The sequence below is a fragment of the Paraburkholderia nemoris genome (assembly GCF_905221015.1).
Taxonomy (GTDB): domain Bacteria; phylum Pseudomonadota; class Gammaproteobacteria; order Burkholderiales; family Burkholderiaceae; genus Paraburkholderia; species Paraburkholderia nemoris.
In genome coordinates this window covers 68,175-92,546 of sequence record NZ_CAJNBO010000005.1, presented here as the reverse complement: position 1 = coordinate 92,546, position 24,372 = coordinate 68,175, and the positions used below count along the sequence as shown (strand labels likewise).

Annotated in this window: 27 protein-coding genes; 25 read left to right on the top strand and 2 right to left on the bottom strand. The window is 61.7% G+C overall.

The annotated features are described in order from the left end of the window. Positions 1-274 precede the first annotated feature (274 nt). Genes KHO33_RS09225 through KHO33_RS09210 form a run of 4 tightly spaced genes read left to right on the top strand, consistent with a single transcriptional unit; the run spans position 275 to position 3,400 of the window. Entirely contained in the window at positions 275-1,309 is a 1,035-nt protein-coding gene (locus tag KHO33_RS09225; RefSeq protein WP_200564756.1) for an RluA family pseudouridine synthase, read from the top strand. Beyond that, on the top strand, positions 1,302-1,961 hold the full coding sequence (locus KHO33_RS09220) for an HAD-IIIA family hydrolase (protein WP_093640503.1): 660 nt from the start codon (positions 1,302-1,304) through the stop codon (positions 1,959-1,961). The genes KHO33_RS09225 and KHO33_RS09220 overlap by 8 nt, the downstream gene beginning before the upstream one ends. Before the next feature lie 8 nt (positions 1,962-1,969). After that, the gene (locus KHO33_RS09215; protein ID WP_200564755.1) at positions 1,970-2,362 is read left to right on the top strand and encodes a Rieske (2Fe-2S) protein; all 393 of its coding nucleotides are present in this window, start codon (positions 1,970-1,972) and stop codon (positions 2,360-2,362) included. 33 nt (positions 2,363-2,395) lie between these two features. Further along, positions 2,396-3,400, top strand: coding sequence for a S49 family peptidase (locus tag KHO33_RS09210; RefSeq protein ID WP_200564620.1), 1,005 nt, complete (start codon positions 2,396-2,398; stop codon positions 3,398-3,400). 123 nt (positions 3,401-3,523) lie between these two features. Here KHO33_RS09210 and KHO33_RS09205 read toward each other — a convergent pair whose 3' ends face one another. Both KHO33_RS09205 and KHO33_RS09200 read right to left on the bottom strand, forming a co-directional pair. After that, positions 3,524-4,243 carry an SAM-dependent methyltransferase gene (locus KHO33_RS09205; RefSeq protein ID WP_054036200.1) on the bottom strand — a complete coding sequence of 240 codons (720 nt, stop codon included), beginning with the start codon at positions 4,241-4,243 and terminating at the stop codon, positions 3,524-3,526. Beyond that, positions 4,243-4,857, bottom strand: coding sequence for a Maf-like protein (locus KHO33_RS09200; protein ID WP_200564619.1), 615 nt, complete (start codon positions 4,855-4,857; stop codon positions 4,243-4,245). Before KHO33_RS09200 ends, KHO33_RS09205 begins: the two co-directional genes overlap by 1 nt. A 269-nt stretch (positions 4,858-5,126) precedes the next feature. Here KHO33_RS09200 and KHO33_RS09195 point away from each other — a divergent pair, with 269 nt between their 5' ends. The 21 genes from KHO33_RS09195 to acpS all read left to right on the top strand — a co-directional run bounded on the left by KHO33_RS09195 (position 5,127) and on the right by acpS (position 24,336). Further along, the gene (locus KHO33_RS09195; protein WP_054036336.1) at positions 5,127-5,771 is read left to right on the top strand and encodes a DUF177 domain-containing protein; all 645 of its coding nucleotides are present in this window, start codon (positions 5,127-5,129) and stop codon (positions 5,769-5,771) included. 101 nt (positions 5,772-5,872) lie between these two features. Further along, on the top strand, positions 5,873-6,052 hold the full coding sequence (gene rpmF / locus KHO33_RS09190) for a 50S ribosomal protein L32 (protein ID WP_006051932.1): 180 nt from the start codon (positions 5,873-5,875) through the stop codon (positions 6,050-6,052). Between the two features lie 172 nt (positions 6,053-6,224). Next, positions 6,225-7,331, top strand: coding sequence for a phosphate acyltransferase PlsX (plsX, locus tag KHO33_RS09185; RefSeq protein ID WP_054036204.1), 1,107 nt, complete (start codon positions 6,225-6,227; stop codon positions 7,329-7,331). Next, on the top strand, positions 7,331-8,320 hold the full coding sequence (locus tag KHO33_RS09180; protein WP_054036206.1) for a beta-ketoacyl-ACP synthase III: 990 nt from the start codon (positions 7,331-7,333) through the stop codon (positions 8,318-8,320). Before plsX ends, KHO33_RS09180 begins: the two co-directional genes overlap by 1 nt. 111 nt (positions 8,321-8,431) lie before the next feature. Then, positions 8,432-9,367, top strand: a complete 936-nt coding sequence (gene fabD, locus KHO33_RS09175; protein WP_054036208.1) for an ACP S-malonyltransferase — start codon at positions 8,432-8,434, stop codon at positions 9,365-9,367. Between the two features lie 84 nt (positions 9,368-9,451). Then, positions 9,452-10,201: a 3-oxoacyl-ACP reductase FabG gene (fabG, locus tag KHO33_RS09170; RefSeq protein WP_054036210.1), complete on the top strand. Its 750-nt coding sequence runs from the start codon at positions 9,452-9,454 to the stop codon at positions 10,199-10,201. Positions 10,202-10,352: 151 nt separating this feature from the next. Beyond that, positions 10,353-10,592 carry an acyl carrier protein gene (acpP, locus tag KHO33_RS09165; protein ID WP_004197638.1) on the top strand — a complete coding sequence of 80 codons (240 nt, stop codon included), beginning with the start codon at positions 10,353-10,355 and terminating at the stop codon, positions 10,590-10,592. A gap of 303 nt (positions 10,593-10,895) precedes the next feature. Beyond that, on the top strand, positions 10,896-12,134 hold the full coding sequence (gene fabF / locus KHO33_RS09160) for a beta-ketoacyl-ACP synthase II (protein ID WP_054036211.1): 1,239 nt from the start codon (positions 10,896-10,898) through the stop codon (positions 12,132-12,134). A 109-nt stretch (positions 12,135-12,243) separates the two neighbouring features. Beyond that, a complete protein-coding gene (locus KHO33_RS09155; RefSeq protein WP_054036214.1) occupies positions 12,244-12,627 on the top strand; it encodes a protein YgfX in 384 nt (127 codons plus the stop codon). 101 nt (positions 12,628-12,728) lie between these two features. Further along, positions 12,729-13,328 carry an RNA polymerase sigma factor RpoE gene (rpoE, locus tag KHO33_RS09150; protein WP_006051939.1) on the top strand — a complete coding sequence of 200 codons (600 nt, stop codon included), beginning with the start codon at positions 12,729-12,731 and terminating at the stop codon, positions 13,326-13,328. Between the two features lie 82 nt (positions 13,329-13,410). Further along, positions 13,411-14,037, top strand: a complete 627-nt coding sequence (locus tag KHO33_RS09145; protein WP_200564618.1) for a sigma-E factor negative regulatory protein — start codon at positions 13,411-13,413, stop codon at positions 14,035-14,037. Positions 14,038-14,041: 4 nt separating this feature from the next. Beyond that, positions 14,042-15,085, top strand: coding sequence for a MucB/RseB C-terminal domain-containing protein (locus tag KHO33_RS09140; RefSeq protein WP_054036337.1), 1,044 nt, complete (start codon positions 14,042-14,044; stop codon positions 15,083-15,085). Between the two features lie 37 nt (positions 15,086-15,122). Further along, complete coding sequence (locus tag KHO33_RS09135) at positions 15,123-16,637, top strand: DegQ family serine endoprotease (protein ID WP_054036218.1); 1,515 nt, start codon at positions 15,123-15,125, stop codon at positions 16,635-16,637. Beyond that, entirely contained in the window at positions 16,634-16,909 is a 276-nt protein-coding gene (locus KHO33_RS09130) for a glutaredoxin family protein (protein ID WP_054036220.1), read from the top strand. Before KHO33_RS09135 ends, KHO33_RS09130 begins: the two co-directional genes overlap by 4 nt. Positions 16,910-17,100: 191 nt before the next feature. Then, on the top strand, positions 17,101-18,894 hold the full coding sequence (gene lepA, locus KHO33_RS09125) for a translation elongation factor 4 (RefSeq protein WP_093640463.1): 1,794 nt from the start codon (positions 17,101-17,103) through the stop codon (positions 18,892-18,894). Positions 18,895-18,912: 18 nt separating this feature from the next. After that, positions 18,913-19,806 carry a signal peptidase I gene (gene lepB, locus KHO33_RS09120; RefSeq protein ID WP_054036224.1) on the top strand — a complete coding sequence of 298 codons (894 nt, stop codon included), beginning with the start codon at positions 18,913-18,915 and terminating at the stop codon, positions 19,804-19,806. 175 nt (positions 19,807-19,981) lie between these two features. Beyond that, a complete protein-coding gene (gene rnc / locus KHO33_RS09115; protein ID WP_128576400.1) occupies positions 19,982-21,241 on the top strand; it encodes a ribonuclease III in 1,260 nt (419 codons plus the stop codon). A gap of 55 nt (positions 21,242-21,296) precedes the next feature. Continuing rightward, positions 21,297-22,196 (top strand): GTPase Era, encoded by a 900-nt coding sequence (gene era, locus KHO33_RS09110; protein ID WP_054036226.1) that lies wholly within the window; start codon positions 21,297-21,299, stop codon positions 22,194-22,196. Continuing rightward, positions 22,183-23,115 (top strand): DNA repair protein RecO, encoded by a 933-nt coding sequence (gene recO / locus KHO33_RS09105; RefSeq protein ID WP_200564617.1) that lies wholly within the window; start codon positions 22,183-22,185, stop codon positions 23,113-23,115. The genes era and recO overlap by 14 nt, the downstream gene beginning before the upstream one ends. Continuing rightward, positions 23,112-23,876: a pyridoxine 5'-phosphate synthase gene (pdxJ, locus tag KHO33_RS09100; protein ID WP_200564616.1), complete on the top strand. Its 765-nt coding sequence runs from the start codon at positions 23,112-23,114 to the stop codon at positions 23,874-23,876. The genes recO and pdxJ overlap by 4 nt, the downstream gene beginning before the upstream one ends. Positions 23,877-23,892: 16 nt before the next feature. After that, complete coding sequence (gene acpS / locus KHO33_RS09095) at positions 23,893-24,336, top strand: holo-ACP synthase (RefSeq protein WP_054036229.1); 444 nt, start codon at positions 23,893-23,895, stop codon at positions 24,334-24,336. Positions 24,337-24,372 lie beyond the last annotated feature (36 nt).

Genomic DNA, 24,372 nt, shown 5'->3' with positions numbered 1-24,372 from the left:
GGCGTCAGACCGCCCGATACTGAAGCTGAAAGTTAAATTCTTTTTTACCAAAATTCCGTTACCGTCGAAGCCGACCTTGACCGAACGCGCCTGTGGGCGCCGTCCCTGCCGGGCACTGACTTCGTGCGTGCAACATGTTGCATCTCATTTTCAGGGTGAGCAACCAGACCCCGGCGCAAGTAAAATAACGATTTATCGCTTGCACCTGCGCAATCCGCCCGAATTCCGGACACTGCGCCGGCCGCCGCAGACTGCTGGGCAAATTATATTCATAATGAAAGAGTTAGGCAAAATATCCCAGAAATCGGTCGCAAGCGACCAGGTCTCGATGATCGAGATCGACGACAGTGCGGCCGGACAGCGCATTGATAACTTCCTCTTGCGCGTCTGTAAGGGCGTGCCAAAAAGCCATATCTACCGCATCCTGCGCAGCGGCGAGGTGCGTGTGAATAAGGGCCGGATAGACGCGCAGTACCGCCTCGAGCTGGGCGATCTGGTGCGCGTGCCGCCCATTCGCGTCGCTCAACCAAACGAGGCGATCGCCCAGGCGCCGGTGCCGAGCGCCGATTTCAAAATTATTTTTGAAGACGAGCACATGCTCGTGATCGACAAACCGGCCGGCGTGGCGGTCCACGGGGGCAGCGGCGTGGCGTTCGGCGTGATCGAACAGATGCGCGAAGCGCGGCCGCAGGCGAAATTCCTCGAATTGGTGCATCGGCTGGACCGTGAGACCTCCGGCATCCTGATGCTCGCCAAGAAGCGCTCCGCGCTGGTTAATCTGCACGAGCAGATTCGCGAGAACAAGATGGATAAGCGCTACTATGCGTGCGTCCACGGCGAATGGGCGAGCGACTGGGGCCGCCGCCGCGCCGTCAAGGAGCCGCTGCATAAGTATTTGACCGCGGATGGCGAGCGGCGCGTGCGCGTCCAGGCCGACGGCCTCGCATCGCACACGGTTTTTAATCTGATCGACCGCTGGCCGGAGTACGCGCTGCTCGAGGCGGAACTGAAGACCGGCCGCACGCATCAGATCCGCGTCCATTTGCAGCATCTGGAACTGCCGATCGTCGGCGATGCCAAATACGGCGACTTCGCGCTGAACAAGGCGCTGGCGCGCGCCAACGCCAAGCTTGGCCTGAAACGCATGTTCCTGCACGCATACCGCCTTAAGCTGACGCATCCGGCAAGCGGCGCGCCCGTGCAGTTCGAAGCGCCGCTGCCGGCCGACTGCCGCAGTTTCGTGGCGCAGCTCAATGAATTACGTGAATCACAAAATGGGTCAAACCCGGAGACGACACCGCATGGCTAGAGAGCAATTTGATCTGATCGTCTTCGACTGGGACGGTACGCTGATGGATTCGACCGCGCACATCACGCGCAGCATCCAGTCGGCATGCCGCGATCTCGGTCTGCCGGTTCCCGCCGATGAGGCCGCCAGCTACGTGATCGGCCTCGGTCTGCGCGACGCGCTGCAAATCGCCGCGCCTACGCTCGATCCGTCCGACTACCCGCGTCTGGCAGAGCGCTATCGCTTCCACTATTTAGTGAAGGATCAGACCACCGAGCTGTTCGTCGGTGTGCGTGAGATGCTTCAGGAATTGCGCGATCAGGGTTATCTGCTGGCGGTGGCGACCGGCAAGAGTCGCGTCGGGCTGAACCGCGCGCTCGACCAGTCGCGCCTGACGAGCCTGTTCGACGGCACTCGCTGTGCGGACGAAACCTTCTCGAAGCCGCATCCCGCGATGCTGCACGAGCTTACGCGTGAACTGGGGCAGGATCCGGCGCGCACGGTGATGGTGGGGGATACGACGCACGATCTGCAAATGGCGATCAATGCCGGCGTCGCGGGCATTGGTGTCACATACGGCGCGCATCCTGCCGGCTCGTTGACGGCTTTGTCGCCGAAATTCGTCGCCTCCAGCGTGACCGACCTGTCCGGCTGGTTGCGAGAGAACGCGTGAACACGGGTATGACCGAAACGGCGACGGAAGCGGTTCGCATTTGCGCGTCCGAAGAACTGGTCGATGGCGGCGCCGGCGTGCGGCGCGCGGCCCGGCTCGGTGGTGGCGACGTCGTGGTATTTTTTGTTCGCTATGATGGCCGTGCATACGGCTATTTGAATCGCTGCGCCCACGTGCCGATGGAGCTCGACTGGGCCGAAGGGCAGTTCTTCGAATCGTCCGGTTTATACTTGATGTGCGCTACACATGGCGCGATTTACGCGCCAGATACGGGCAAATGTGTCGGTGGCCCGTGCCGTGGCGGCCGCTTGCGTCCCGTCCAGGTTGACGAGCGGGATACACCTGAAGGCCGTGCCGTGTTCTGGCTGCCGGACGGCGAATTGCGCCCAGCCACGCCCTGATTTTTCTCCTCTTCGATCTTTCCACTGCACCGCATGTCCGACAATTTGACTCCCGAACCGAAAGAACCGTCCCTGACAGGCCGCCCCCGCACGCCTGCCGATGAGCCGGGCTGGGAGCGCGCCGCGCTCGAGCGCATCGCGCTTGCGGCCATCACCGAGCAACGCGCGGCACGCCGCTGGAAGATCTTCTTCCGGTTTGTGTTCCTGATCGTCCTGCTGCTGGCGGTATGGGGCGCGTTCGATTTCTCGGGCGACAAGGTAACGACCACTGGCCGGCATACGGCCATGATCACGCTTGACGGCGAAATCTCCGCTGATACGAACGCGAACGCGGAAGATATCAACACCGCGCTGGAAAGTGCGTTCGACGATGCGGGTACGGCAGGCGTGATCCTGCGCTGTAACAGCCCGGGCGGCAGTCCGGTGCAGGCGGGCATTATCTACAACGAGATTCGCCGGCTGCGCGCCAAGTATCCGTCCATCCCCCTGTATGTGGTGGTTGGCGATATGTGCGCGTCGGGCGGCTATTACGCGGCCGCGGCTGCGGACAAGATTTACGTCGACAAGGCGAGCATCGTTGGTTCGATTGGCGTGCTGATGGACAGCTTCGGTTTTACTGGCTTGATGGACAAGCTGGGGATCCAGCGCCGCCTGCATACTTCCGGTGAGAACAAGGGCTTTTTCGATCCGTTCTCGCCGGAAACGCCGAAGATGGACGAACATGCGCAGGACATGCTCGATCAGATTCATGCGCAGTTCATCGACGCCGTGCGTGAAGGTCGCGGCAAGCGCCTGCATGAAACGCCGGATATGTTCTCAGGCCTCTTCTGGACGGGGCAGAAGAGCGTCGAGCTGGGGCTTGCAGACGGTTTCGGCGACGCGGATTACGTTGCGCGCGACCTTTTCAAGGCGCCGGATATCGTCGACTACACGGTCAAAGAGAGCATTACGGACCGCGTGGCGCGCAAGTTCGGCGCGGCAGTCGGCAGCGGCGCCGTTCACGCGATGGCGCTTGGCGGGAAGATGAGCTTGCGGTAATTCGATATGGAAAAAGCCCCGTGCGATGGAGTGCTGATCGCGCGGGGCTTTTTTGTTTTCGCCGTTAGTTAGACCGCGACCGATCTTTGGCAAGCTGATCGGCTTGAGCCGCGGCAGCAGCGGTCAGACGGCGAGGATCAGGAAAATTGCCGGCCGCTTGTGGAGATCGATCGCCGGCCTCTTTTTCCAGTCGGCCACAGTGCGGCTGGCGATGGTTTCCGTTTCCAGCGTCAGATCGACGGCGACGCAGACCAGCGTGGACGGCGCGCACGTTGCCAGCAAGGTGTCGAGCAGCGGCTTATTCCGATAGGGCGTCTCGATAAAGATCTGCGTTTGTTTGGCTTTGCGCGACTGCTGTTCAAGATCGCGCAGGCGCTTGGCCCGTTCGGTGGCGTCGACCGGCAGATAGCCGTGGAACGCAAAACTCTGGCCATTCAGGCCGGAAGCCATCAACGCCAGCAGAATCGAACTCGGTCCGACAAACGGCACGACCTTCACGCCGCGCTCATGCGCGCGGCGCACCAGCAGGGCGCCTGGATCGGCGACCGCCGGGCAGCCGGCTTCGGACACGAGACCCGCATCCGTCCCCGCCAGCAAAGGCGCGAGCAATTTGTCGATCTCACCGGCCGGCGTGTTGACGTTCAGTTCGCGAATCTCGATTTCCTGGATCGGCTTTTCGGTGCCGACCTTCTTCAGGAACGCGCGGGTGGTTTTCGCGTTTTCGCCAATGTAATAGCTGAGCGAGGCCGCGCGGGCGCGCACCGGCGCGGGCAGGACGGCGTCGAGCGCGTCGGCATCGCCTTCGCCGAGCGTGTTCGGGATCAGATATAAGGTGCCGCTCATTACGCCCCCAGGACTGGATAGTTCACTGCGAGCAGCATGCGCGACAGTGCGATCAGCGGCAGCCCGACCAGCGCGGTCGGGTCGTCCGAGTGAATGGCTTCGAGCAGCGCGATGCCGAGGCCTTCGGATTTGGCGCTGCCCGCGACGTCGTAGGGCGTTTCGGCAAGCAGATAGGCCTCCAGCGCGGCGTCCGGGAGGTCGCGGAATTGCACGCGAGTGATGATGTCGGCGGTTTGCGCCGCCCCCGAACGGCTGTCGAACAGGCACAGTGCACTATGGAACAGCACTTCGCGGCCGCGCATTGCCTGCAACTGGGCGAGCGCCTTGTCATGCGTGCCGGGTTTGCCGATCTGCAGACCGTCGTAAGTGGCAACCTGATCCGAGCCGATGACGAGCGAGGCTTCACCGGCGCCGAGCCTCGCTGCCACCGCGCGGGCTTTTGCCTCGGCGAGGCGCAGGGCCGTCACTTCGGGCGTTTCGCCGGCGAGTGGCATTTCGTCGATCGCCGGCACGACGACTTCGAACGGAATACGCAGGCGCTCGAGCAGCTCGCGACGGTAAGGTGAACTCGACGCCAGGATCAGGCGTGGCGGGCGGTTGAGGGAATCTGGCATGTGCAACCAACGGCTAGAGAGGCGGGTCGTACGGGGCTGTGCGGGTGGCGCACGTGTACGGGCTTAAGTGTTTGACTCGAAAAGACAAAACGGATATGATTTCGGGCTTTTCATCGGTATGCTATTGCACAGGCGGGCCGCTGCTTAGGTAACGCGCTTGGGTCATTGAGCAATACCGACTGAGCAACGCCGGGCAGCGCATGAGTTTCGCGGACTGCTTTGCAAACCGATTTACCCCCGGCGAAATCCTTGCCGACGCAGGAGCGCACATGACTCAACATCCTGGCAACCCTGCTGGTCTGTCCGACCCGCACGATATCGATCTGTTCGAATTTGCGCGGAGTGGGCGTCAGGCCGCGGGTGTCGTGCGCGTCTCGCAACTGCCGCGCATGTTAAACGAAGTCCCGGTTGAAGCGCCAGACCGCGATACCGCGTTCACCTGGCAAGCCGAAGGGGCGACGCAGCCGGAATTGCAGGACGACGGCACCGAGGGGCCGCAGCCTTATCTGAGGCTGGCGATTCACGGTGCTGCATGGCTCGAATGTCAGCGGTGCATGACACCGTATCTGCAGACGTTCAATGTCGATGCAACTTACCGGATCGTCAACACTGAGGCGGAAGCCGAAGAGTTTCCGCTCGACGAGGATGAAGTCGAAGTGATCGTGGGCTCGCGCCAGTTCGATCTCATCGACTTGATCGAAGAAGAGTTGCTGCTTTCCTTGCCGCTCGTGCCCAAGCACGAGGTGTGTCCCGAAGTGCACGAGAGCCTCGTCTCTGGTGTGGCTGGAGCAGAAGGCGAGGGCGACGAGGCTGCGCCGGACGAAGCTGGTGAGGGTGGTGAGCCCGAGCGGCCCAATCCGTTTGCGGCGCTCGAAAGTCTCAAACGCGGTGAGCCGGGCGACAAGAAGCACTGAACAGTTGCATGGGAGCGCGAAGCGGGCGCATTGGCCATTCGGTCAATGGCGGACACCGGGTCGGGCTGTGTTAGAATTCGGAAAATTTTTAGGAGTTAGTCATGGCAGTTCAACAAAATAAGAAGTCGCCGTCGAAGCGCGGCATGCACCGTTCGCACGATTTCCTGACGGCAGCGCCGCTGGCCGTGGAACCGAGCACGGGCGAAGTGCATCTGCGTCACCACGTTAGCCCGAACGGCTACTATCGCGGCAAGAAAGTCGTCAAGACGAAGAACGACTAATCGTTTCACTGCGTTGCGCCCCTTGGCGTTTCGCGTGGCGATCGGCTCGCTTGACATTTTCCCGGCTCGGCAAAAAGGCGGCATTCATCTGCCGCTTTTTTGTGTCGATCGCAGTTGGCGCGTTAGCGCTTACTGTGGTCCCATGCAGGGCGCCTGAAATTCGTCGCACTCCATGACAGTAAAGCTCACGATAGATTGCATGGGAGGCGACCACGGCCCGTCCGTGACCGTTCCCGCAGCCGTCAACTTCGTTCGTTCGCATCCCGATGCTGAGTTGCTGCTCGTCGGCATTGAAAGTGCGATTCGTGCGCAGCTGAAGAAGTTGAAGGCTCAAGACCTGCCGGCGCTGACCGTCGTACCTGCTTCCGAGATTGTCGCCATGGACGATCCGGTCGAAGTCGCGCTGCGCAAGAAAAAAGACTCATCCATGCGTGTGGCGCTCAATCGCGTCAAGGAAGGCGAGGCGCAAGCCTGCATTTCCGCCGGGAATACCGGCGCGCTGATGGCGGTCTCGCGCTATGTGCTGAAAACGCTGTCGGGCATCGAACGCCCGGCCATTGCGTCCGCACTGCCCAATCCCAATGGCTACACGATGATGCTCGACCTGGGCGCCAACGTCGATTGTGAGCCGCAGCATCTGCTGCAGTTCGCGGAGATGGGGCACGCGCTCGTGTCCGCGCTCGAGGGCAAGGAGCGGCCCACCATCGGCCTGCTCAACATCGGCGAAGAAGTCATCAAGGGCAACGAGACCATCAAACGTGCCGGCGAACTGCTGCGCGCGAGTACACTTAACTTTCACGGTAACGTTGAAGGCAACGACATCTTCAAGGGCACGGTCGACGTGATCGTCTGCGACGGTTTTGTCGGCAATGTCGCGCTGAAAACGTCGGAAGGCCTCGCGCAGATGCTCTCCAACATCATCAAGGAAGAGTTCGGCCGCTCGTGGCTCACCAAGGTGATGGCGGTGCTCGCCTTGCCGGTATTGATGCGCTTCAAGAAACGCGTCGATCATCGGCAATACAACGGCGCCGCGTTGCTGGGCCTGCGTGGGCTGGTGATCAAAAGCCACGGTTCGGCGGATGCCTACGCGTTTGAGTGGGCTATCAAACGCGGGTATGATGCCGTCAAAAACGGCGTGCTGGAACGCCTTGCGCGAGCAATGGAAGAGAATGCAGGTTCTCTCGAACAGGCAGCGCGCGATGCAAGCGGTGCGGGTCACGCAAGCCCGATCGCAGGCCAGCCAGCCGAGCCCTACGCTGCGCAATCCTCGAAGGCATAATGGCTCAATCGACAATTTATTCCCGCGTGCTGGGCACCGGCAGCTACCTGCCGCCCGGGCGCGTCACCAATCAGGATCTGGCCGAACGTCTCGCCAAGCAGGGTGTGGAGACGAGCGACGAATGGATCGTTGCCCGCACGGGCATCCATGCACGTCACTTCGCCGAACCCGATGTCACCACGAGCGATCTGGCGCTGATCGCCGCGCAACGCGCGATCGAAGCAGCGGATATCGATCCGCAATCCATCGATCTGATCATCGTTGCAACCTCCACGCCTGACTTTGTGTTTCCGAGCACGGCGTGCCTGTTGCAGAACAAACTCGGCATCAAGAACCACGGCGCGGCATTCGACGTGCAGGCTGTCTGCTCGGGCTTCGCTTATGCGGTGGCCACGGCGGACAGCTTCATTCGTAGCGGCCAGCATCGTACGGCGCTCGTGATCGGCGCGGAAACCTTCTCGCGCATTCTTGATTTCAAGGACCGCACCACCTGCGTGCTGTTCGGCGACGGCGCCGGCGCGGTGATCCTGCAGGCGTCCGAAGAGCCGGGCGTGCTGGCGAGCGCTTTGCACGCCGACGGCAGCCATTCGAACATTCTCTGCACGCCGGGCAATGTGAACGGCGGCGTGATCGAAGGCAGCGCGTTCCTGCATATGGACGGGCAAGCCGTGTTCAAGCTTGCGGTCAATGTGCTCGAAAAGGTCGCGGTCGAGGCGCTTGCAAAAGCGAATCTGTCGGCCGAGCAGATCGACTGGCTGATTCCGCATCAGGCCAATATCCGCATCATGCAAAGCACCTGCCGCAAGCTCGGCTTGCCGCAGGAACGCATGGTCGTCACGGTGGGCGAGCACGGCAACACGTCGGCTGCGTCCATTCCGCTCGCATTCGACGTCGCGGTGCGCGACGGCCGCATCAAGCGCGGCCAGAACGTGCTGATCGAAGGCGTCGGCGGCGGCTTCACCTGGGGCGCGTCGGTTATCCGCTACTGATAGCGGCGACGTTATGGCGAGCGCTCTTTGCGGCGCTCGGCTTCGCTTGAGCGCGCTTGCCATCAACCGGGCGCGCCACCCACATCTGACAACATCGATTTTGGGGACGATATGAAATTTGCGTTCGTTTTTCCTGGGCAAGGTTCGCAGTCGGTTGGCATGCTTAACGCATTCGCCGATCATGCGGTCGTGCGTGAGACGGTTCAGGAAGCGTCCGACGCGCTCAATCAGGACCTCGGCAAGCTGATCGCCGAAGGCCCAGCCGAAGATCTGAACCTCACCACCAATACCCAACCGGTCATGCTGACCGCCGCATACGCGATTTATCGCGCGTGGCAGCAGGCGGGTGGCCCGAAGCCGGCTATCGTCGCCGGTCATAGCCTCGGCGAATACACCGCGCTGGTCGCGGCGGGCGCGATCGCGTTTCGCGATGCTGTGCCGCTCGTGCGTTTTCGCGCCCAAGCCATGCAAACGGCTGTGCCGGTCGGCGTTGGCGGCATGGCCGCGATTCTCGGGCTCGATGACGACACGGTCCGAGCGGTTTGCGCCGAAGCATCGATCGCGGGTGTCGTCGAAGCGGTGAATTTCAACGCGCCGGCGCAAGTCGTCATTGCCGGTCACAAGGCTGCAGTCGAAAAGGCTTGCGAAGTCGCGAAGGCGAAGGGCGCCAAGCGCGCGTTGCCGCTGCCGGTGTCGGCGCCGTTCCACTCGTCGCTGTTGAAGCCCGCGTCGGATCAATTGCGCGAATATCTCGCCAGCGTCGACGTGCAGGTGCCGTCGATTCCGGTGATCAACAACGTCGACGTCGCCGTGGTCAACGAGCCGGCGAAGATCAAGGACGCGCTGGTGCGTCAGGCAGCCGGTCCGGTGCGTTGGGTCGAAAGCGTGCAGGCAATGGCGGCGCAAGGCGTCACGCATGTGATCGAATGCGGTCCCGGCAAAGTCCTCGCGGGCTTGACGAAGCGTATCGACGGCAATCTGATCGGCGCTTCGGTGTTCGATCCGGCTTCGCTCGAAGAAACGCTCAAGCTGGTGACGGCGGGCTAAACGCAGCCTCCTGGGGCGCCAGCAGGGCACCAGGCCTGACATCAAGAATCAATCAGCCCTCCGAAAGGGCATCCGGACTGACAGATGGAAAAGACTCTCGACAAGCAAATCGCAATCGTGACGGGCGCATCGCGCGGCATCGGCCGTGCGATCGCGCTGGAACTGGCGCGCCAGGGCGCGACGGTGATCGGCACGGCAACCAGCGAAAGCGGTGCGGCAGCGATCAGCGAAGCCTTTAACGCGGCTGGCGTGAATGGCCGTGGCGCGGTGCTCAACGTGAACGACGCCGCAGCAGCCGAAGCGCTGATTGACGGCACCGTGAAGGAATTCGGCGCGCTGCACGTGCTGGTGAACAACGCCGGCATCACGCAGGATCAGCTCGCCATGCGCATGAAGGACGACGACTGGGACGCGGTGATCGACACCAATCTCAAGTCGGTCTTCCGCCTGTCGCGCGCAGTGCTGCGTCCGATGATGAAGGCCAAGGGCGGCCGCATCATCAACATCACGTCGGTGGTGGGCTCGGCCGGCAACCCGGGGCAGGTCAACTATGCAGCTGCAAAAGCGGGCGTAGCAGGCATGACGCGTGCGCTGGCACGCGAGATCGGCAGCCGCGGCATCACGGTGAATTGCGTGGCGCCGGGCTTCATCGACACCGACATGACCAAGACCCTGCCGGAAGAGCAGCAAACCGCACTGAAGACGCAGATTCCGCTCGGCCGCCTCGGCAGCCCGGACGATATCGCGCACGCTGTGGCGTTCCTCGCGTCGCCGCAAGCGGGCTATATCACCGGCACGACATTGCATGTGAACGGCGGAATGTACATGTCGTAACCAAATTCGGTTACTATCCGCGCCTTGACGCGTTTGCAAAAGCGTAAGGCGCATGCCTTGACAGGAACCCGATGCGCCGCTTTTTTGCCGGGTCAAACCTGATAAAATGCGCGCACCTGTATTTTTGAACTTCTTTTCCCTTGGAGGGGTAATGGACAATATCGAACAGCGCGTCAAGAAGATCGTCGCAGAACAACTGGGCGTTGCAGAAGCTGAGATCAAGAACGAAGCTTCGTTCGTGAACGACCTCGGCGCCGACTCGCTCGACACCGTTGAACTCGTGATGGCCCTCGAAGACGAATTCGGCATGGAAATTCCGGATGAAGAAGCCGAGAAGATCACTACCGTTCAGCAAGCGATCGACTACGCTCGCGCGAACGTCAAGGCCTAAAGTCATTCACGCCTGCGTTTCTGCGTTGGCGGCGTATGACGCCCTGCCGTGTCGGGTTCCGACGCCAGCAGGGCTGGCGCTTTTTGCCGTGCAGGAGCCAGCGATGTTGACAGCGCAACTTTTCGCGCGATTGCCGACTTTCAAGAAAACGCCGGGCCGCCCCAAGTTTTCTTGCCCCTCTCGGGGGGACCTGGTGCGAAGCGCCGGGGGTAGGGGGCGGCTAACAGCCACAGGGCACACAGGGCAGGTTCCTGTGGCCGCTGTGGCTTTTGTGCTTTTGTCATCTATGAAAAAGGGGTTACCGTGAGCCGCCGTCGTGTTGTTGTTACAGGCCTGGGGCTGATTTCGCCTGTTGGCAATAATGTTGCCGACGGCTGGGCCAATCTGGTCGCCGGCAAGTCGGGTATTGCCAATATCACGAAGTTCGATGCGTCGAACTTTTCGACTCGTTTCGCCGGCGAGGTGAAGGGCTTCAATATCGAGGACTACATCCCCGGTAAGGAAGCGCGCCACATGGATACGTTCATCCATTACGGCGTCGCGGCCGGCATCCAGGCGATGCAGGACAGCGGCCTCGAAGTCACCGACGAGAATTCGGAGCGCATCGGCGTGGTGGTCGGTTCGGGCATCGGCGGCCTGCCGATGATCGAAGCGACGCAAACCGAGCTGCTCAATCGCGGCCCGCGCCGTATTTCGCCGTTCTTCGTGCCGGCATCGATCATCAACATGATCTCCGGCCACCTGTCGATCAAGTTCGGCATCAAGGGTCCGAATCTCGCCATCGTTACCGCGTGTACGACGGGCCTGCACTGTATCGGCGAGGCCTCGCGCCTGATCGAATACGGCGACGCCGACGTGATGATCGCAGGCGGTGCCGAATCGACCGTGTCGCCGCTCGGCGTCGGCGGCTTTGCGGCGGCGCGTGCGCTGTCGCAACGCAATGACGATCCGGCAACGGCGAGCCGTCCGTGGGACAAGGATCGCGACGGTTTCGTGCTGGGCGAGGGCGCCGGCGTGATGGTGCTCGAAGAGTACGAACATGCGAAGGCACGCGGCGCGAAGATTTACGCCGAAATTAGCGGCTACGGGATGAGCGGCGACGCCTATCACATGACCGCTCCGCTGGAAAATGGCGACGGCGCACGGCGCTGCATGCTGGCCGCCTTGAAGAACGCGGGCATCAATTCGGACCAGGTGAATTACCTGAACGCGCACGGCACGTCCACGCCGCTGGGCGACCTGGCTGAAACCACCGGCATCAAGCGCGCTTTCGGCGACCACGCCAAAGACATGGTCGTGAATTCGACCAAGTCGATGACAGGTCACCTGTTGGGCGGCGCCGGCGGTCTGGAGTCCGTGTTCACCGTGCTCGCCGTGCATCATCAGGTGTCGCCGCCGACGATCAACATCTTCAATCAAGATCCGGCCTGCGATCTCGATTACTGCGCCAACACTGCGCGTGAGATGAAGATTGACGTCGCGCTGAAGAACTCGTTCGGGTTCGGCGGCACGAACGGCACGCTGGTCTTTAAGCGCGCCTGATCGCTTGCTGACACGCCAGTCGAAAACGCCGGCTTGCCCGGCGGTTTCCCTCGAATCGGCAACGCCCGACGGAGCGCCGCAGCGGATTACGTTGCGGCGCTCCGTCGCCATGCGCGCCGCTTTGGGTGTGTTCGTCCTGATGGCGACTGGCGCTGCCTACACCTGCTTCGCGCCGCATCTGGGCACCTGGCAGGCGGTTCCGTTGACGCTTGCCGTGTGGGCGCTGCTGACGCTCTGTGCGGTAAAGCATGAGCATGCGCAGCCGGCTGCATTGAAAATCGGCCCGGACGGAGTGTCCGCCTGGAACCGGGCCGGTAATTTGCTGGCGCAGGGCCGCATTGCCGGCTGTTCGCAATGGAGCGGTCGCCTGCTCGTTCTGGCGCTGGCGCCGGATCATGGGCGCTCCCGCACGCTGCTTCTTGCTGCTGACGCGCTTCCTGCGGCCGTTTTCCGGGAGCTGGCGGTGCTGGGTCGGCGTGGCGCCAGCGCCTGACTGTAACGACTGTAACCGCTGTTACCGGAGTAACGTGCCGCGATGATGGGGACGCTACAATGGTCCCCCGCCATGCGCCCCATAGTTAACGGATTTATCAGGTGAGCGAAAAAGAAATTGATCAGGTGCTGGTCGAGCGCGTCCAGAAGGGCGACAAGGCCGCGTTCGAGCTTCTGGTCTCCAAATACCACCGCAAGATTCTCCGGCTGATCTCCCGTCTCGTGCGGGACCCGGCCGAAGTGGAAGACGTCGCGCAGGACGCCTTTATCAAGGCGTACCGGGCGTTGCCGCAGTTTCGCGGCGAATCGGCCTTTTATACGTGGTTGTACCGGATTGCGGTCAATACGGCCAAGAACTACCTTGCGACCCAAGGGCGGCGCGCACCGACTTCGACCGAAGCAGATGCTGAAGAAGCTGAAACTTTCTCGGACGCCGACCAACTAAGGGATATCAACACGCCTGAGTCGATGTTGATGAGCAAGCAGATCGCTGAGACGGTCAATGCTGCGATGGCGGTTTTACCGGAAGAGTTGCGCACCGCCATTACTCTTCGTGAAATTGAAGGTTTGAGTTACGAGGAAATCGCTGAGATGATGGGTTGCCCAATTGGCACAGTCAGATCACGAATTTTCCGCGCTCGCGAAGCCATTGCGGCAAAATTGCGTCCGTTGCTTGACACACCTGAAGGCAAGCGCTGGTAAACACCGGCCCGCCGGACGGGGCGCGGGTGCAATATCTGGATTAGTGGTGTCACTACGGGGTATTTGTAAGATGGGGAGCATCATGGGGTCGGTCTCGATGCAATCGCAAGCCAGCTCGCGCGGCGAGCGTCTGTCCGCTTTTGTCGACGGTGAGCTGTTCGGCGAAGAGCATCTGAACACGTTTGTTTCCGAACTGGACGGCGAAGATCGTGCCGCCTGGTCGTGCTATCACCTGATCGGCGACGCGTTGCGTTCCGACGATCTGGCGGTCAGCCCGGCGGCGAGCAGCGCGTTCCTGAGCGGTTTTGCCGCACGTTTCGACAATGAGCCGCACGTGCTCGCGCCTGCCGTAATGCCGGTCGCGCGTCGTTTGCTGGCGCTGCGTCGCCGCGTTGTGCCGGCGTTTGCTGTTGCCGCTGCTGCTGCCACGCTGACGTGGATCGTCGTGCCGCAATTGCAAGGCGTGCCGGGCGGCCCGGGTGTGGCGCAAGTCGCGTCGATCCAGTCGCATGGCGATTCGCTGCAACGCGTGGCCATGGCATCGGTGCCGGCCGCTACGCTTCAGCCGGTTGCGCAAGACGCCAACATCATTCGTGACGCCAGTCTCGATCAGTATCTGGAAGCTCACCAGCAATTCGCGCAACAACCGGTCATGCCGGGCTCGATGCCGCTGATTCGCGCTGCCGCCGTTTCTACGCAAGGCCAATAGTTTGATGCAGACTCCGCGGTTGAATAAAACGACTATCTGGGGGCGGCTGCCGGCATTTCTGTTCTGCGCAGCCGTATTGTTGTCCGCCACGCCGCGGGTCTTTGCACAAACCGACGATCCGCTCGTCGCCCGTCGCACAGCCGCGGAGCTGCTCGATCGCATCCATCAGGCCGCCCAGCAGCAGAACTACGAGGGCGCGTTCGTCTATCAGCGGGGCAATTTCGTTCAGACGTCGCGGATCGCGCACTACGCGACCCGTACTGACGGCGAATTCGAGCAACTCGAAAGCCTCGACGGCAAGCCGCGCAAAATGCTTCGTCACAACGAAGATCTCTATACGTTCGTGCCTGAGCGGCATCTGTGCGTGGTCGAGAAGCGCCAGAACAAGGATTCGTTTCCTGCTCTGCTCGCTGTAAGCGGCGAGCAGGTGCTGTCCGTCTACGAGCCGAAGCTGCTCGGCGACGACCGCGTTGCGGGGATCGACAGCCAGGTGATCGAGCTCGATCCGAAAGACGCCTACCGCTTTGCTTACAAGCTCTGGGCCGACAAGAAGACGGGCCTGCTTCTGCGTGCCCAAACGCTAGACCCGAATGGTCAGGTGCTCGAGCAGTTGTCGTTTTCGCAGATTCGCATCGGCGTGCCGGTCGACAAGACCGCCATCGTCAACGGCATTCGTAATACAACGGGTTGGACGGTAGTGCGTCCGCCGGTCGAACCGGTCGATATGGCTGCGCAAGGCTGGCAGATCACACCGACGGTACCGGGCTTCCGCAAGATTCGCGAGCTTCGCCGTCCCATGGCCGCGCGTGACGCGGGCCAGCCCACCATTCCGGTTGATCAGGCTGTATTCTCCGATGGCCTCGCGGCCATTTCGGTATTCGTCGAGCCGGTCGAGAACAATACTCGCAAGGAAGGCGCAGGCAGTAGCGGCGCCACGCACGTGCTGGTCAAGCGGCGCGGCGACTTCTGGATTACTCTGCTTGGTGAAGTGCCCCAGACCACATTGCAGCAATTTGCGTCTGCCATAGAATATAAAGCTCCGAAGTAATCCTCCGAATCACACGAATCCCTCGGCTTGCTACGATATGACGACTTTCTCGGTGCGCAAATTCCTCGCGGCCGCGGTGGTAGCGGCGTGTTTGCCGCTCGTGCCGCACACGGCATCGGCCGCTCCCGCAGCCAATCTGCCCGACTTTACTGACCTCGTCGACAAGGTCGGCCCGGCAGTCGTCAACATTCGCACGACCACGCGCGTGTCGAACAGCGGTGCCCGCGGCGGGTTGCCGCCAGGCATGGACGACGGCGACATGTCGGAGTTTTTCCGGCGCTTCTTCGGCATCCCGTTGCCGCAGTCGCCGCAGTCGCCGGGTTCGCCACGCGGTGGAGATAACGGTGGCAGCGGCAGCGGCGGCAACCAGGACTCGCCGGATAACAGCGATCCCGAACAGAACAGCGGCGTCGGCTCAGGCTTCATTCTGTCGGCGGACGGCTACGTGATGACCAACGCGCACGTCGTGGACGACGCGGACACCATTTACGTCACTCTTACCGACAAGCGCGAGTTCAAGGCCAAACTGATCGGCGTGGACGATCGGACCGATGTCGCCGTCGTGAAGATCAGCGCGGCCAACTTGCCGACCATCACGATCGGTGACTCGAACAAGGTGCGAGTGGGTGAGTGGGTGGTCGCGATCGGTTCGCCGTTCGGTCTCGAGAACACGGTGACAGCCGGTATCGTCAGCGCCAAGGGGCGCGATACGGGCGATTACCTGCCGTTCATCCAGACCGACGTGGCCGTCAATCCGGGTAATTCGGGCGGTCCGCTGATCAATATGCAGGGCGAAGTGATCGGCATCAATTCGCAGATTTACAGCCGTACTGGCGGCTTCATGGGCATCTCGTTCGCAATTCCGATCGACGAGGCCATGCGCGTGGCCGATCAGTTGAAGGCATCGGGCAAGGTCGTGCGCGGCCGGATCGCGGTGGCGATCGGTGAAGTGACGAAAGATGTTGCCGATTCGCTCGGTCTGCCGAAGGCGCAGGGCGCGCTGGTCAGCAGCGTCGAACCGGGTGGCCCGGCAGACAAAGCCGGCGTGCAGCCGGGCGACATCATCCAGAAGTTCAATGGCCATTCGGTCGACACCGCAACGGACTTGCCGCGTATGGTCGGCGATACGAAGCCGGGCACCAAGTCGACCATTACGATCTGGCGCAAGGGTCAGACGCGCGATTTGCCGGTCACGATTGCCGAGATGCAGCCGGACAAGACCACCAAGGCGGATGACAAAAAGCCGCCGGTGCCGAAGCAACGCGCCACGAACGTGTTGGGTCTTGCCGTTAGCGATATCCCTGCCGATCAGATGAAGGCGCTGAAACTGCACAACGGTGTGCAGATCGACGCGGTAGACGGCCCGGCCGTGCGCGTTGGATTGCAAAAGGGCGACATCGTCCTGCGTGTGGGCGATACGGATATCACGAGCGCGAAGCAGTTCGACGAACTGACCGCTCACCTCGACTCGCAGAAGATGGTTGCGTTGCTGGTCCGTCGTGGCGAGAACACGCAGTTCGTGCCGATTCGCCCGCGCAGCGCCCAGAAATGAAGTCAATGGCGCCACTCACGCTCTACGGGCGCGCGTGGTGCCACTTATGCGACGACATGCGCGCCGCGCTCGAGCCGTTGCTGGCCGAATTCGCTGCGCAAGTCGTCGTGATCGACGTCGACACGGATCCTTTGCTGGAAGCCCGTTATAACGAGCTGGTTCCGGTTCTGGTCTGTGACGGCGTCGAACTGTGTCACTATCACCTTGACGTGGCGCGGGTTCGTGCCGCGCTTGCTGCACGCGTTGCAGTGACCCATCCGGGATCCAGTTAAGGGTCCAACAGGCACGAACGTGCGCTGTTCACACCCCGTTTCACGCCTCTCCTGAGCCGTCTTTTCCGCCCGAGCCTTGCAAGATGCGCCGGGCGATAGCCTTTTCGGCTAAAATAGATAGGTTTTTCACCTACTTACAAGGCGTGCTCCGCTATTGTCCGAGCGCGCCTTTTTTGCTTGATCGGCACTGAATGGATCATATTCGTAACTTCTCGATCATTGCGCACATCGACCATGGCAAGTCGACGCTCGCTGATCGCATCATCCAGATCTGCGGTGGCTTGTCCGACCGCGAGATGGAATCTCAAGTGCTCGACTCGATGGATCTCGAGCGCGAGCGCGGTATTACCATCAAGGCACAAACCGCTGCACTGACGTACAAAGCCCGTGACGGGCAGATCTACAACCTGAACATGATCGACACGCCGGGCCACGTCGACTTCTCGTACGAAGTCAGCCGCTCGCTGTCCGCATGTGAAGGCGCGTTGCTGGTTGTCGACGCAAGCCAGGGCGTGGAAGCGCAAACCGTCGCCAACTGCTACACGGCGATCGAGCTTGGTGTCGACGTTATTCCGGTGCTCAACAAGATCGACCTGCCAGCCGCGAATCCTGAGAACGCAATCGAAGAAATCGAAGACGTGATCGGTATCGACGCAACCGACGCCACGCGTTGCAGCGCGAAGACCGGTCTCGGCGTGGAAGACGTGCTCGAAGCGCTGGTTGCTAAAGTGCCGCCGCCCAAGGGCGATCCGGAAGCACCGCTGCAGGCGCTGATCATCGACTCGTGGTTCGACAACTACGTGGGCGTCGTGATGCTGGTGCGTATCGTCAACGGCACGCTGCGTCCGAAAGACAAGATCCGCATGATGGCGACCGGCGCGCAGTATCCGGTCGAGCATATCGGCGTGTTCACGCCGAAGTCGAAGAATCTCGAATCGCTGTCCGCGGGGCAGGTGGGTTTCATCATCGCCGGCATCAAGGAATTGGCCGCTGCGAAGGTGGGGGACACCGTCACGCTGCTGAACCGTCCTGCTGCCGAACCGCTGCCGGGCTTCAAGGAAGTGAAGCCGCAGGTGTTCGCCGGTCTCTATCCGGTCGAAGCGAACCAGTACGACGCACTGCGCGATTCGCTGGAAAAGCTGAAGCTGAACGACGCCTCGCTGATGTACGAGCCGGAAGTGTCGCAGGCGCTCGGCTTCGGTTTCCGTTGCGGCTTCCTCGGCCTGCTGCACATGGAGATCGTGCAGGAGCGTCTCGAGCGCGAGTTCGACATGGACCTGATCACCACGGCGCCGACCGTGGTGTACGAAGTTCTGCAGCGCGACGGCACGATCCTGATGGTCGAAAACCCGGCCAAGATGCCGGAGCCCTCGAAGATCGAAGAAGTGCGCGAGCCGATCGTCACCGTGAATCTGTACATGCCGCAAGACTACGTCGGCTCGGTGATCACGCTGTGTACGCAAAAGCGCGGCAACCAGATCAACATGCAGTACCACGGCCGTCAGGTGCAGTTGACCTACGAAATCCCGATGGGCGAAGTCGTGCTTGATTTCTTCGATCGTCTGAAGTCGATCTCGCGCGGCTACGCGTCGATGGATTACGAGTTCAAGGAATATCGCGCGGCCGACGTCGTGAAGGTCGACATGCTGATCAACGGCGACAAGGTGGATGCTTTGTCCGTGATCGTGCACCGTTCGCAAAGCCAGTATCGCGGCCGTGAAGTCGCGGCGAAAATGCGTGAACTGATTCCGCGCCAGATGTACGACGTGGCGATTCAGGCCACCATCGGTTCGAACATTATTGCGCGCGAGAACATTAAAGCCTTGCGTAAGAACGTGCTGGCAAAATGCTACGGCGGCGACATTTCCCGTAAGAAGAAACTGCTCGAGAAACAAAAGGCAGGCAAGAAGCGAATGAAGCAGGTCGGGTCCGTCGAGATTCCGCAAGAGGCTTTCCTCGCGATTCTGCGTGTCGAAGACAAATAAGACGAACAACGGAACCCTATGAATTTTGCGCTGATTCTTTTTGTGCTCGTCATTTTGACGGGCGTCGCATGGGTCGCAGACAAACTGGTCTTCATGCCGCAACGGCGGCGCGCGGCGGAAGCCGTGGTCGCTGAGTTCGACCGCCAGCAGGCGCGCGTTGGCGAGCGTTTCGCCGACGAAAACGCGGCGCAAACGCGTGCCCGTCTGCGTGACGACAAGCTGCGTCAACCGTGGTGGCTCGAGTATTCGGCGAGTTTTTTCCCAGTGATTCTGGTGGTGTTCGTGGTGCGCTCGTTCGTGGTCGAGCCGTTCAAGATTCCGTCGGGTTCGATGGTGCCGACGCTGCTGGTGGGCGACTTCATCCTCGTCAATAAATTCGACTACGGTATCCGTCTGCCGATCACCAACACGAAGATCACCGAAGGTCGTCCGCTCGAGCGCGGCGACGTGGTGGTATTCCGCTACCCGAAAGACGAATCGGTCGACTACATCAAGCGCGTGATCGGCCTGCCGGGCGACACCGTTGCTTATCAGGACAAGCAACTGACGATCAACGGCAAGCCGGTGCCGGAAACGCCGCTGCCTGACTACCTCGACGAAGAGCGTCTCGGCTACGCAAAGCAATTCGAAGAAAATCTCGACGGCCGCAAGAACGCGATTCTGAACAACCCGGCCGTGCCGCCGTTCATCGTTGGCGCGGAAGATTATCCGTATCGCGATAACTGCACGTACAACGCACGTGGCGTGATCTGCAAAGTGCCGCCTGGCAATTACTTCATGATGGGCGACAACCGCGATAACAGCGCGGACAGCCGTTATTGGGGTTTCGCGCCGGACAAAAATATCGTCGGCCGCGCGTTTTTCATCTGGATGAACTTCAGCGATCTGAAACGCATCGGCTCATTCCACTGAGCACGCATGTCTTGATCGCACAACACGCCGCGCGGGTGGCCCACACTTAGGTCACATCAGTCGCGGCGTGTTATCACGCTACTTTAAGAATCTGCGGTAACGTCGCTTCACCACGCTTTTTCCGCTGGCCGTCCCGCGTTTTCGCCGGGGCAGGCGCCCGCGTTATACTCTGCCCATGCCCCTATCTCCGTTGGAAAGCCGTCTGCGCTACGAATTTCGCAATGCGGAATTGTTGCGCCAGGCTTTAACGCACCGCAGTCATAGCTCCACGCACAACGAACGGCTCGAGTTTCTCGGCGACTCCGTTCTAAATTGCGCGGTGGCTGCGCTTTTGTTCCAACGTTTCGGCAAACTGGACGAAGGCGACCTGTCGCGCGTCCGCGCCAATCTGGTCAAACAGCAGTCGCTTTACGAAATCGCTCAGGCCCTGAATATCTCCGAAGGCCTGCGTCTCGGTGAGGGCGAACTGCGCAGCGGCGGCTTCCGCCGTCCGTCGATCCTGGCTGACACGCTCGAAGCCGTGCTGGGCGCGGTGTTCCTCGACGGCGGGTTCGATGCCGCCCAGACGGTCATCAAGCGCCTTTACGTGCCGATTCTCGATCACATCGACCCGCGCACGCTCGGCAAGGACGCCAAGACGCTGCTGCAGGAATATCTGCAGGGCCACAAGATCGCGTTGCCTACGTACACGGTCGTCGCGACCCATGGTGCAGCGCACAATCAGCAATTTGAAGTCGAATGCACGGTGCCGAAGCTGGACGTCAAGGTGTCCGGCTCCGGCGCGAGTCGTCGTGCGGCCGAGCAGGCCGCGGCCAAGAAGGCGCTTGACGAAGTCATGGCCGCCGCGCCTGCCGTGGTCGCCAAGCCAAAGCGTTCAAAGGGTGCCCGTGCCGCGAAGAATGCCGAGCAGGAGGTCGTGCCCGGCGTGACCGGCGTACAGGCCGCGCTCGATTTGCGCAGCCCGGATCGCAAGAGCGAACGCGGGGCTGGGCGGGGTGAAACACGCACGGCACCGGCGGCGGAGTCTGCAGCCGAACGGCCGACCCTGACTGCGACGTCCGCGCCGCTGGCCGTGATTCGCGCCGCGCACGTGGAGTACAGCGGGCAGGACAAGTCGGAGCGCGCTGAGAGAGCTGACAGGTCGGCTGACAAAGCGGCAGCGGACAAGCCAGCCGACAAGCCGGACGCCAAATCTGCTGAAATCAGATCCGAAGCCGCGAAGCCCGCGGACGCAAAGGCTGCTGAAGCAAAGCCCGCAGATGCAAAGGCCGCCGAAACCAAGCCAGAAGCCGTCGTCCGCAGCGCCGACAAACACCGCAGCCGTGAAGCCACACCCGGCGCGGCTGTGCCCACGCCTGGCGTGTCGGCACCTATCGAACACGAACCCGGCGTAGCCGACGCGGTGCAAACCCGCGTCGCCGATGCGGGCCATTGATTGCCATCGGCGCGCCATTCCTCGCGCGTCGATCTGAACCTGCCGTAGCCCGAATATGAACGCTCCCACTCCCACTGGTTTTCGCTGCGGCATGGTCGCGATAGTCGGCCGCCCGAACGTCGGCAAGTCCACGCTGATGAATGCGCTGGTCGGCCAGAAAGTCAGTATCACGTCGCGCAAGGCGCAGACCACGCGCCACCGCATCACCGGCATTCATACGTTTGAAGACGCGCAGTACATCTTCGTCGACACGCCGGGTTTCCAGACCAAGCATAGCGGCGCGCTGAACCGTTCGCTCAACCGCGCGGTCACGTCCACGCTGAGTTCGGTCGACGCGATTCTGTTCGTGATCGAAGCCGGCCGCTTCGGCCCGGACGACCAGAAGGTGCTCGACCTGATTCCGCCGTCGGTGCCTACGCTGCTGATCGCGAACAAGCTCGATCGCGTGTCGGATAAGGACTCGCTGTATCCGTTCATGCAGCAGGTGAGTGCGCTGCGTCAGTTCAACGAGATCGTGCCGCTGTCGGCGAAAAATCCGGACGACATCAAGCGTTTGCTGGAGACGATCAAGCCGTTCCTGCCGGAAGGTGCACCGATCTACGGTGAGGACGATCTGACCGATCGTAGCGAGCGCTTTCTTGCCGCCGAAATCCTGCGCGAAAAAGTGTTCCGCTGGACCGGCGACGAACTGCCGTACACGAGCACCGTGCTGATCGACAAGTTCGAAACCGAAGGGCGTCTGCGCCGCATTTTCGCGACCATCCTGGTGGAGCGCGATACGCAAAAAGCAATGATCATCGGCCAGAAGGGCGCCAAGCTGAAGCAGATCAGCACCGAAGCGCGCCTTGATATGGAAAAACTGTTCGACGGCCCCGTGTATCTGGAAACCTTCATCAAGGTGAAGAGCGGCTGGGCTGACAACGAAGCCGGACTCCGTGCGTATGGGTACGAATGACGCGTGGATGACGCTGAATTCCGACGCTGACCCGGACGACTCGGCGCCGGCAGCGCCGGCACGCGAGCCGTCCAAACCGGCTCGCAGTACCAAAAAATCCTCATCGAGCGCCAAAAGCGCTCAGGGTGCTCAAAGCGGCGCTCAAGGCGCCGAAGGCGAGCCGCGCAAAGCGCCGCCGCGCCGCGCGCCTCGCACCTCCGCGTCCGATTACCGGATCGCTGAGCAACCCGCTTTTGTCCTGCACAGCTATCCGTATCGTGAGACCAGCCTGATCATCGACGTGCTGTCGCGCGATCACGGCCGTCTCGCGCTTGTCGCGAAGGGCGCGAAGCGTCCCCACTCCGCTTTGCGCGGCGTGCTGCAGACGTTCCAGCCGCTCGCCTTGTCGTGGACCGGCAAATCCGAAGTGCGCACGCTGACCGGCGCCGAATGGGTCGGCGGCATGCTGCCTTTGGCGGGCGACGCGTTGCTCTGCGGTTTCTATGTCAACGAGCTGCTGGTCAAATTCTGCGCACGCGAAGACCCGCATCCGCAACTGTTCCATCATTACGTCGTCACGATGACGCGCCTCGCGCATGACGAGCCGCCCGTGCAGGTGCTGCGTTCGTTCGAGCGCGTGCTGCTGCGGGAAACCGGTTATGCGATGGCGCTCGATCGCACTGTCGCGCGCAAAGCGGTGCAGGCCGAAGGCCGCTACGTGTTCGATCCGGAGCGCGGCGTGCGCGAAGCGTCCGACGATCTGCCCGCGCAATGGCCGGTGATCGCCGGACAGACCTTGCTCGATATGGAAAAGGACGATTACCATCGAGCGCAGACTGTGGCGCAAAGCAAAACGCTGATGCGCTTTCTGCTCAACACTTACCTTGGCGGCACGCCGCTCGCGACGCGCCAGATACTGATCGACTTGCAGAACTTATGAGCTTCTTTCTTACGTCGCCGAATGTGATTGACCTGGGTGTGAACATCGATCACGTCGCCACGCTGCGCAACGCGCGCGGCACGTCTTACCCCGATCCGATCCGCGCCGCACTGATGGCCGAAGAGGCCGGCGCCGATGTGATCACGCTGCATCTGCGTGAAGACCGCCGCCATATCGTCGACGCCGACGTGCGCAAGCTGCGGCCGCTCCTGAAAACACGCATGAATCTGGAATGCGCGGTCACGCAGGAGATGCTCGACATCGCCTGCGAAGTGCAGCCGCACGATGTTTGCCTCGTGCCGGAAAAGCGCCAGGAATTGACGACTGAAGGCGGCCTCGACGTCGCCGGCCAGTTCGAAGCCGTGCGCGCCGCATGCAAGCAGCTCGCCGAAGCGAACTCGCGCGTGTCGCTCTTCATCGATCCGGACGAGACGCAAATCCGCGCCGCGCACGAAGCGGGCGCGCCGGTGATCGAGCTGCACACGGGCCGCTATGCCGAAGCGCACGATCCGGCCGAACAGCAGCGCGAATATGAACGCGTGGTGCGTGCCGTCGAATTCGGCGCGGCGCTCGGCATCAAGGTCAATGCGGGTCATGGCCTGCACTACACCAACGTTCAGCAGATCGCCGCGATCGAAGGCATCGTCGAGCTCAATATCGGCCACGCGATCGTCGCGCATGCGATCTTCGCCGGCTGGGACAACGCCGTGCGCGAGATGAAGGCGATCATGGTCGCCGCCCGTCTCGGCGCAAGCGCGTAACGCCGCGGCGCCGCCCATGACGATCTATGGCATCGGTACGGATATCGTTCAGGTCAGCCGCGTGGCCGCGGTCATGACACGCACCAACGGCCGCTTCGCCGAGAAGGTGCTCGGCCCGGACGAGCTGCGCGTGTACCACGCGCGTCACGCGCGGTCGGCGGCGCGTGGGCTCGCATTTCTCGCTACGCGGTTCTCGGCCAAAGAAGCCTTCTCGAAAGCGATCGGCCTCGGCATGCGTTGGCCGATGACCTGGCGCGCGCTCCAAACGCTCAACAAGCCGAGCGGCGAGCCGATGGTGGTGGCATCGGGCGAACTGGCCGAATGGCTCGACGCGCGGGGTATCACGGCGCGCGTGACGATCAGCGACGAACGCGATTACGCGGTGTCGTTTGTGATTGCGGAAACCGGGGAAGTGGCGCGAGGGCCGGACGCCCCCCACGCACCCGCCAGCGACGAATAAAAATATTCTGAACGCGGCGCACGTCGGCCGTGTCTC

Coding starts and splice junctions, on each gene's coding strand:
- KHO33_RS09225 (WP_200564756.1), top strand. CDS start 275: ATGAAAGAGTTAGGCAAAATATCCCAGAAATCGGTCGCAAGCGACCAG.
- KHO33_RS09220 (WP_093640503.1), top strand. CDS start 1,302: ATGGCTAGAGAGCAATTTGATCTGATCGTCTTCGACTGGGACGGTACG.
- KHO33_RS09215 (WP_200564755.1), top strand. CDS start 1,970: ATGACCGAAACGGCGACGGAAGCGGTTCGCATTTGCGCGTCCGAAGAA.
- KHO33_RS09210 (WP_200564620.1), top strand. CDS start 2,396: ATGTCCGACAATTTGACTCCCGAACCGAAAGAACCGTCCCTGACAGGC.
- KHO33_RS09205 (WP_054036200.1), bottom strand. CDS start 4,243: ATGAGCGGCACCTTATATCTGATCCCGAACACGCTCGGCGAAGGCGAT.
- KHO33_RS09200 (WP_200564619.1), bottom strand. CDS start 4,857: ATGCCAGATTCCCTCAACCGCCCGCCACGCCTGATCCTGGCGTCGAGT.
- KHO33_RS09195 (WP_054036336.1), top strand. CDS start 5,127: ATGACTCAACATCCTGGCAACCCTGCTGGTCTGTCCGACCCGCACGAT.
- rpmF (WP_006051932.1), top strand. CDS start 5,873: ATGGCAGTTCAACAAAATAAGAAGTCGCCGTCGAAGCGCGGCATGCAC.
- plsX (WP_054036204.1), top strand. CDS start 6,225: ATGACAGTAAAGCTCACGATAGATTGCATGGGAGGCGACCACGGCCCG.
- KHO33_RS09180 (WP_054036206.1), top strand. CDS start 7,331: ATGGCTCAATCGACAATTTATTCCCGCGTGCTGGGCACCGGCAGCTAC.
- fabD (WP_054036208.1), top strand. CDS start 8,432: ATGAAATTTGCGTTCGTTTTTCCTGGGCAAGGTTCGCAGTCGGTTGGC.
- fabG (WP_054036210.1), top strand. CDS start 9,452: ATGGAAAAGACTCTCGACAAGCAAATCGCAATCGTGACGGGCGCATCG.
- acpP (WP_004197638.1), top strand. CDS start 10,353: ATGGACAATATCGAACAGCGCGTCAAGAAGATCGTCGCAGAACAACTG.
- KHO33_RS09155 (WP_054036214.1), top strand. CDS start 12,244: ATGCGCGCCGCTTTGGGTGTGTTCGTCCTGATGGCGACTGGCGCTGCC.
- KHO33_RS09145 (WP_200564618.1), top strand. CDS start 13,411: ATGGGGTCGGTCTCGATGCAATCGCAAGCCAGCTCGCGCGGCGAGCGT.
- KHO33_RS09140 (WP_054036337.1), top strand. CDS start 14,042: ATGCAGACTCCGCGGTTGAATAAAACGACTATCTGGGGGCGGCTGCCG.
- KHO33_RS09135 (WP_054036218.1), top strand. CDS start 15,123: ATGACGACTTTCTCGGTGCGCAAATTCCTCGCGGCCGCGGTGGTAGCG.
- KHO33_RS09130 (WP_054036220.1), top strand. CDS start 16,634: ATGAAGTCAATGGCGCCACTCACGCTCTACGGGCGCGCGTGGTGCCAC.
- lepA (WP_093640463.1), top strand. CDS start 17,101: ATGGATCATATTCGTAACTTCTCGATCATTGCGCACATCGACCATGGC.
- lepB (WP_054036224.1), top strand. CDS start 18,913: ATGAATTTTGCGCTGATTCTTTTTGTGCTCGTCATTTTGACGGGCGTC.
- rnc (WP_128576400.1), top strand. CDS start 19,982: ATGCCCCTATCTCCGTTGGAAAGCCGTCTGCGCTACGAATTTCGCAAT.
- era (WP_054036226.1), top strand. CDS start 21,297: ATGAACGCTCCCACTCCCACTGGTTTTCGCTGCGGCATGGTCGCGATA.
- recO (WP_200564617.1), top strand. CDS start 22,183: ATGGGTACGAATGACGCGTGGATGACGCTGAATTCCGACGCTGACCCG.
- pdxJ (WP_200564616.1), top strand. CDS start 23,112: ATGAGCTTCTTTCTTACGTCGCCGAATGTGATTGACCTGGGTGTGAAC.
- acpS (WP_054036229.1), top strand. CDS start 23,893: ATGACGATCTATGGCATCGGTACGGATATCGTTCAGGTCAGCCGCGTG.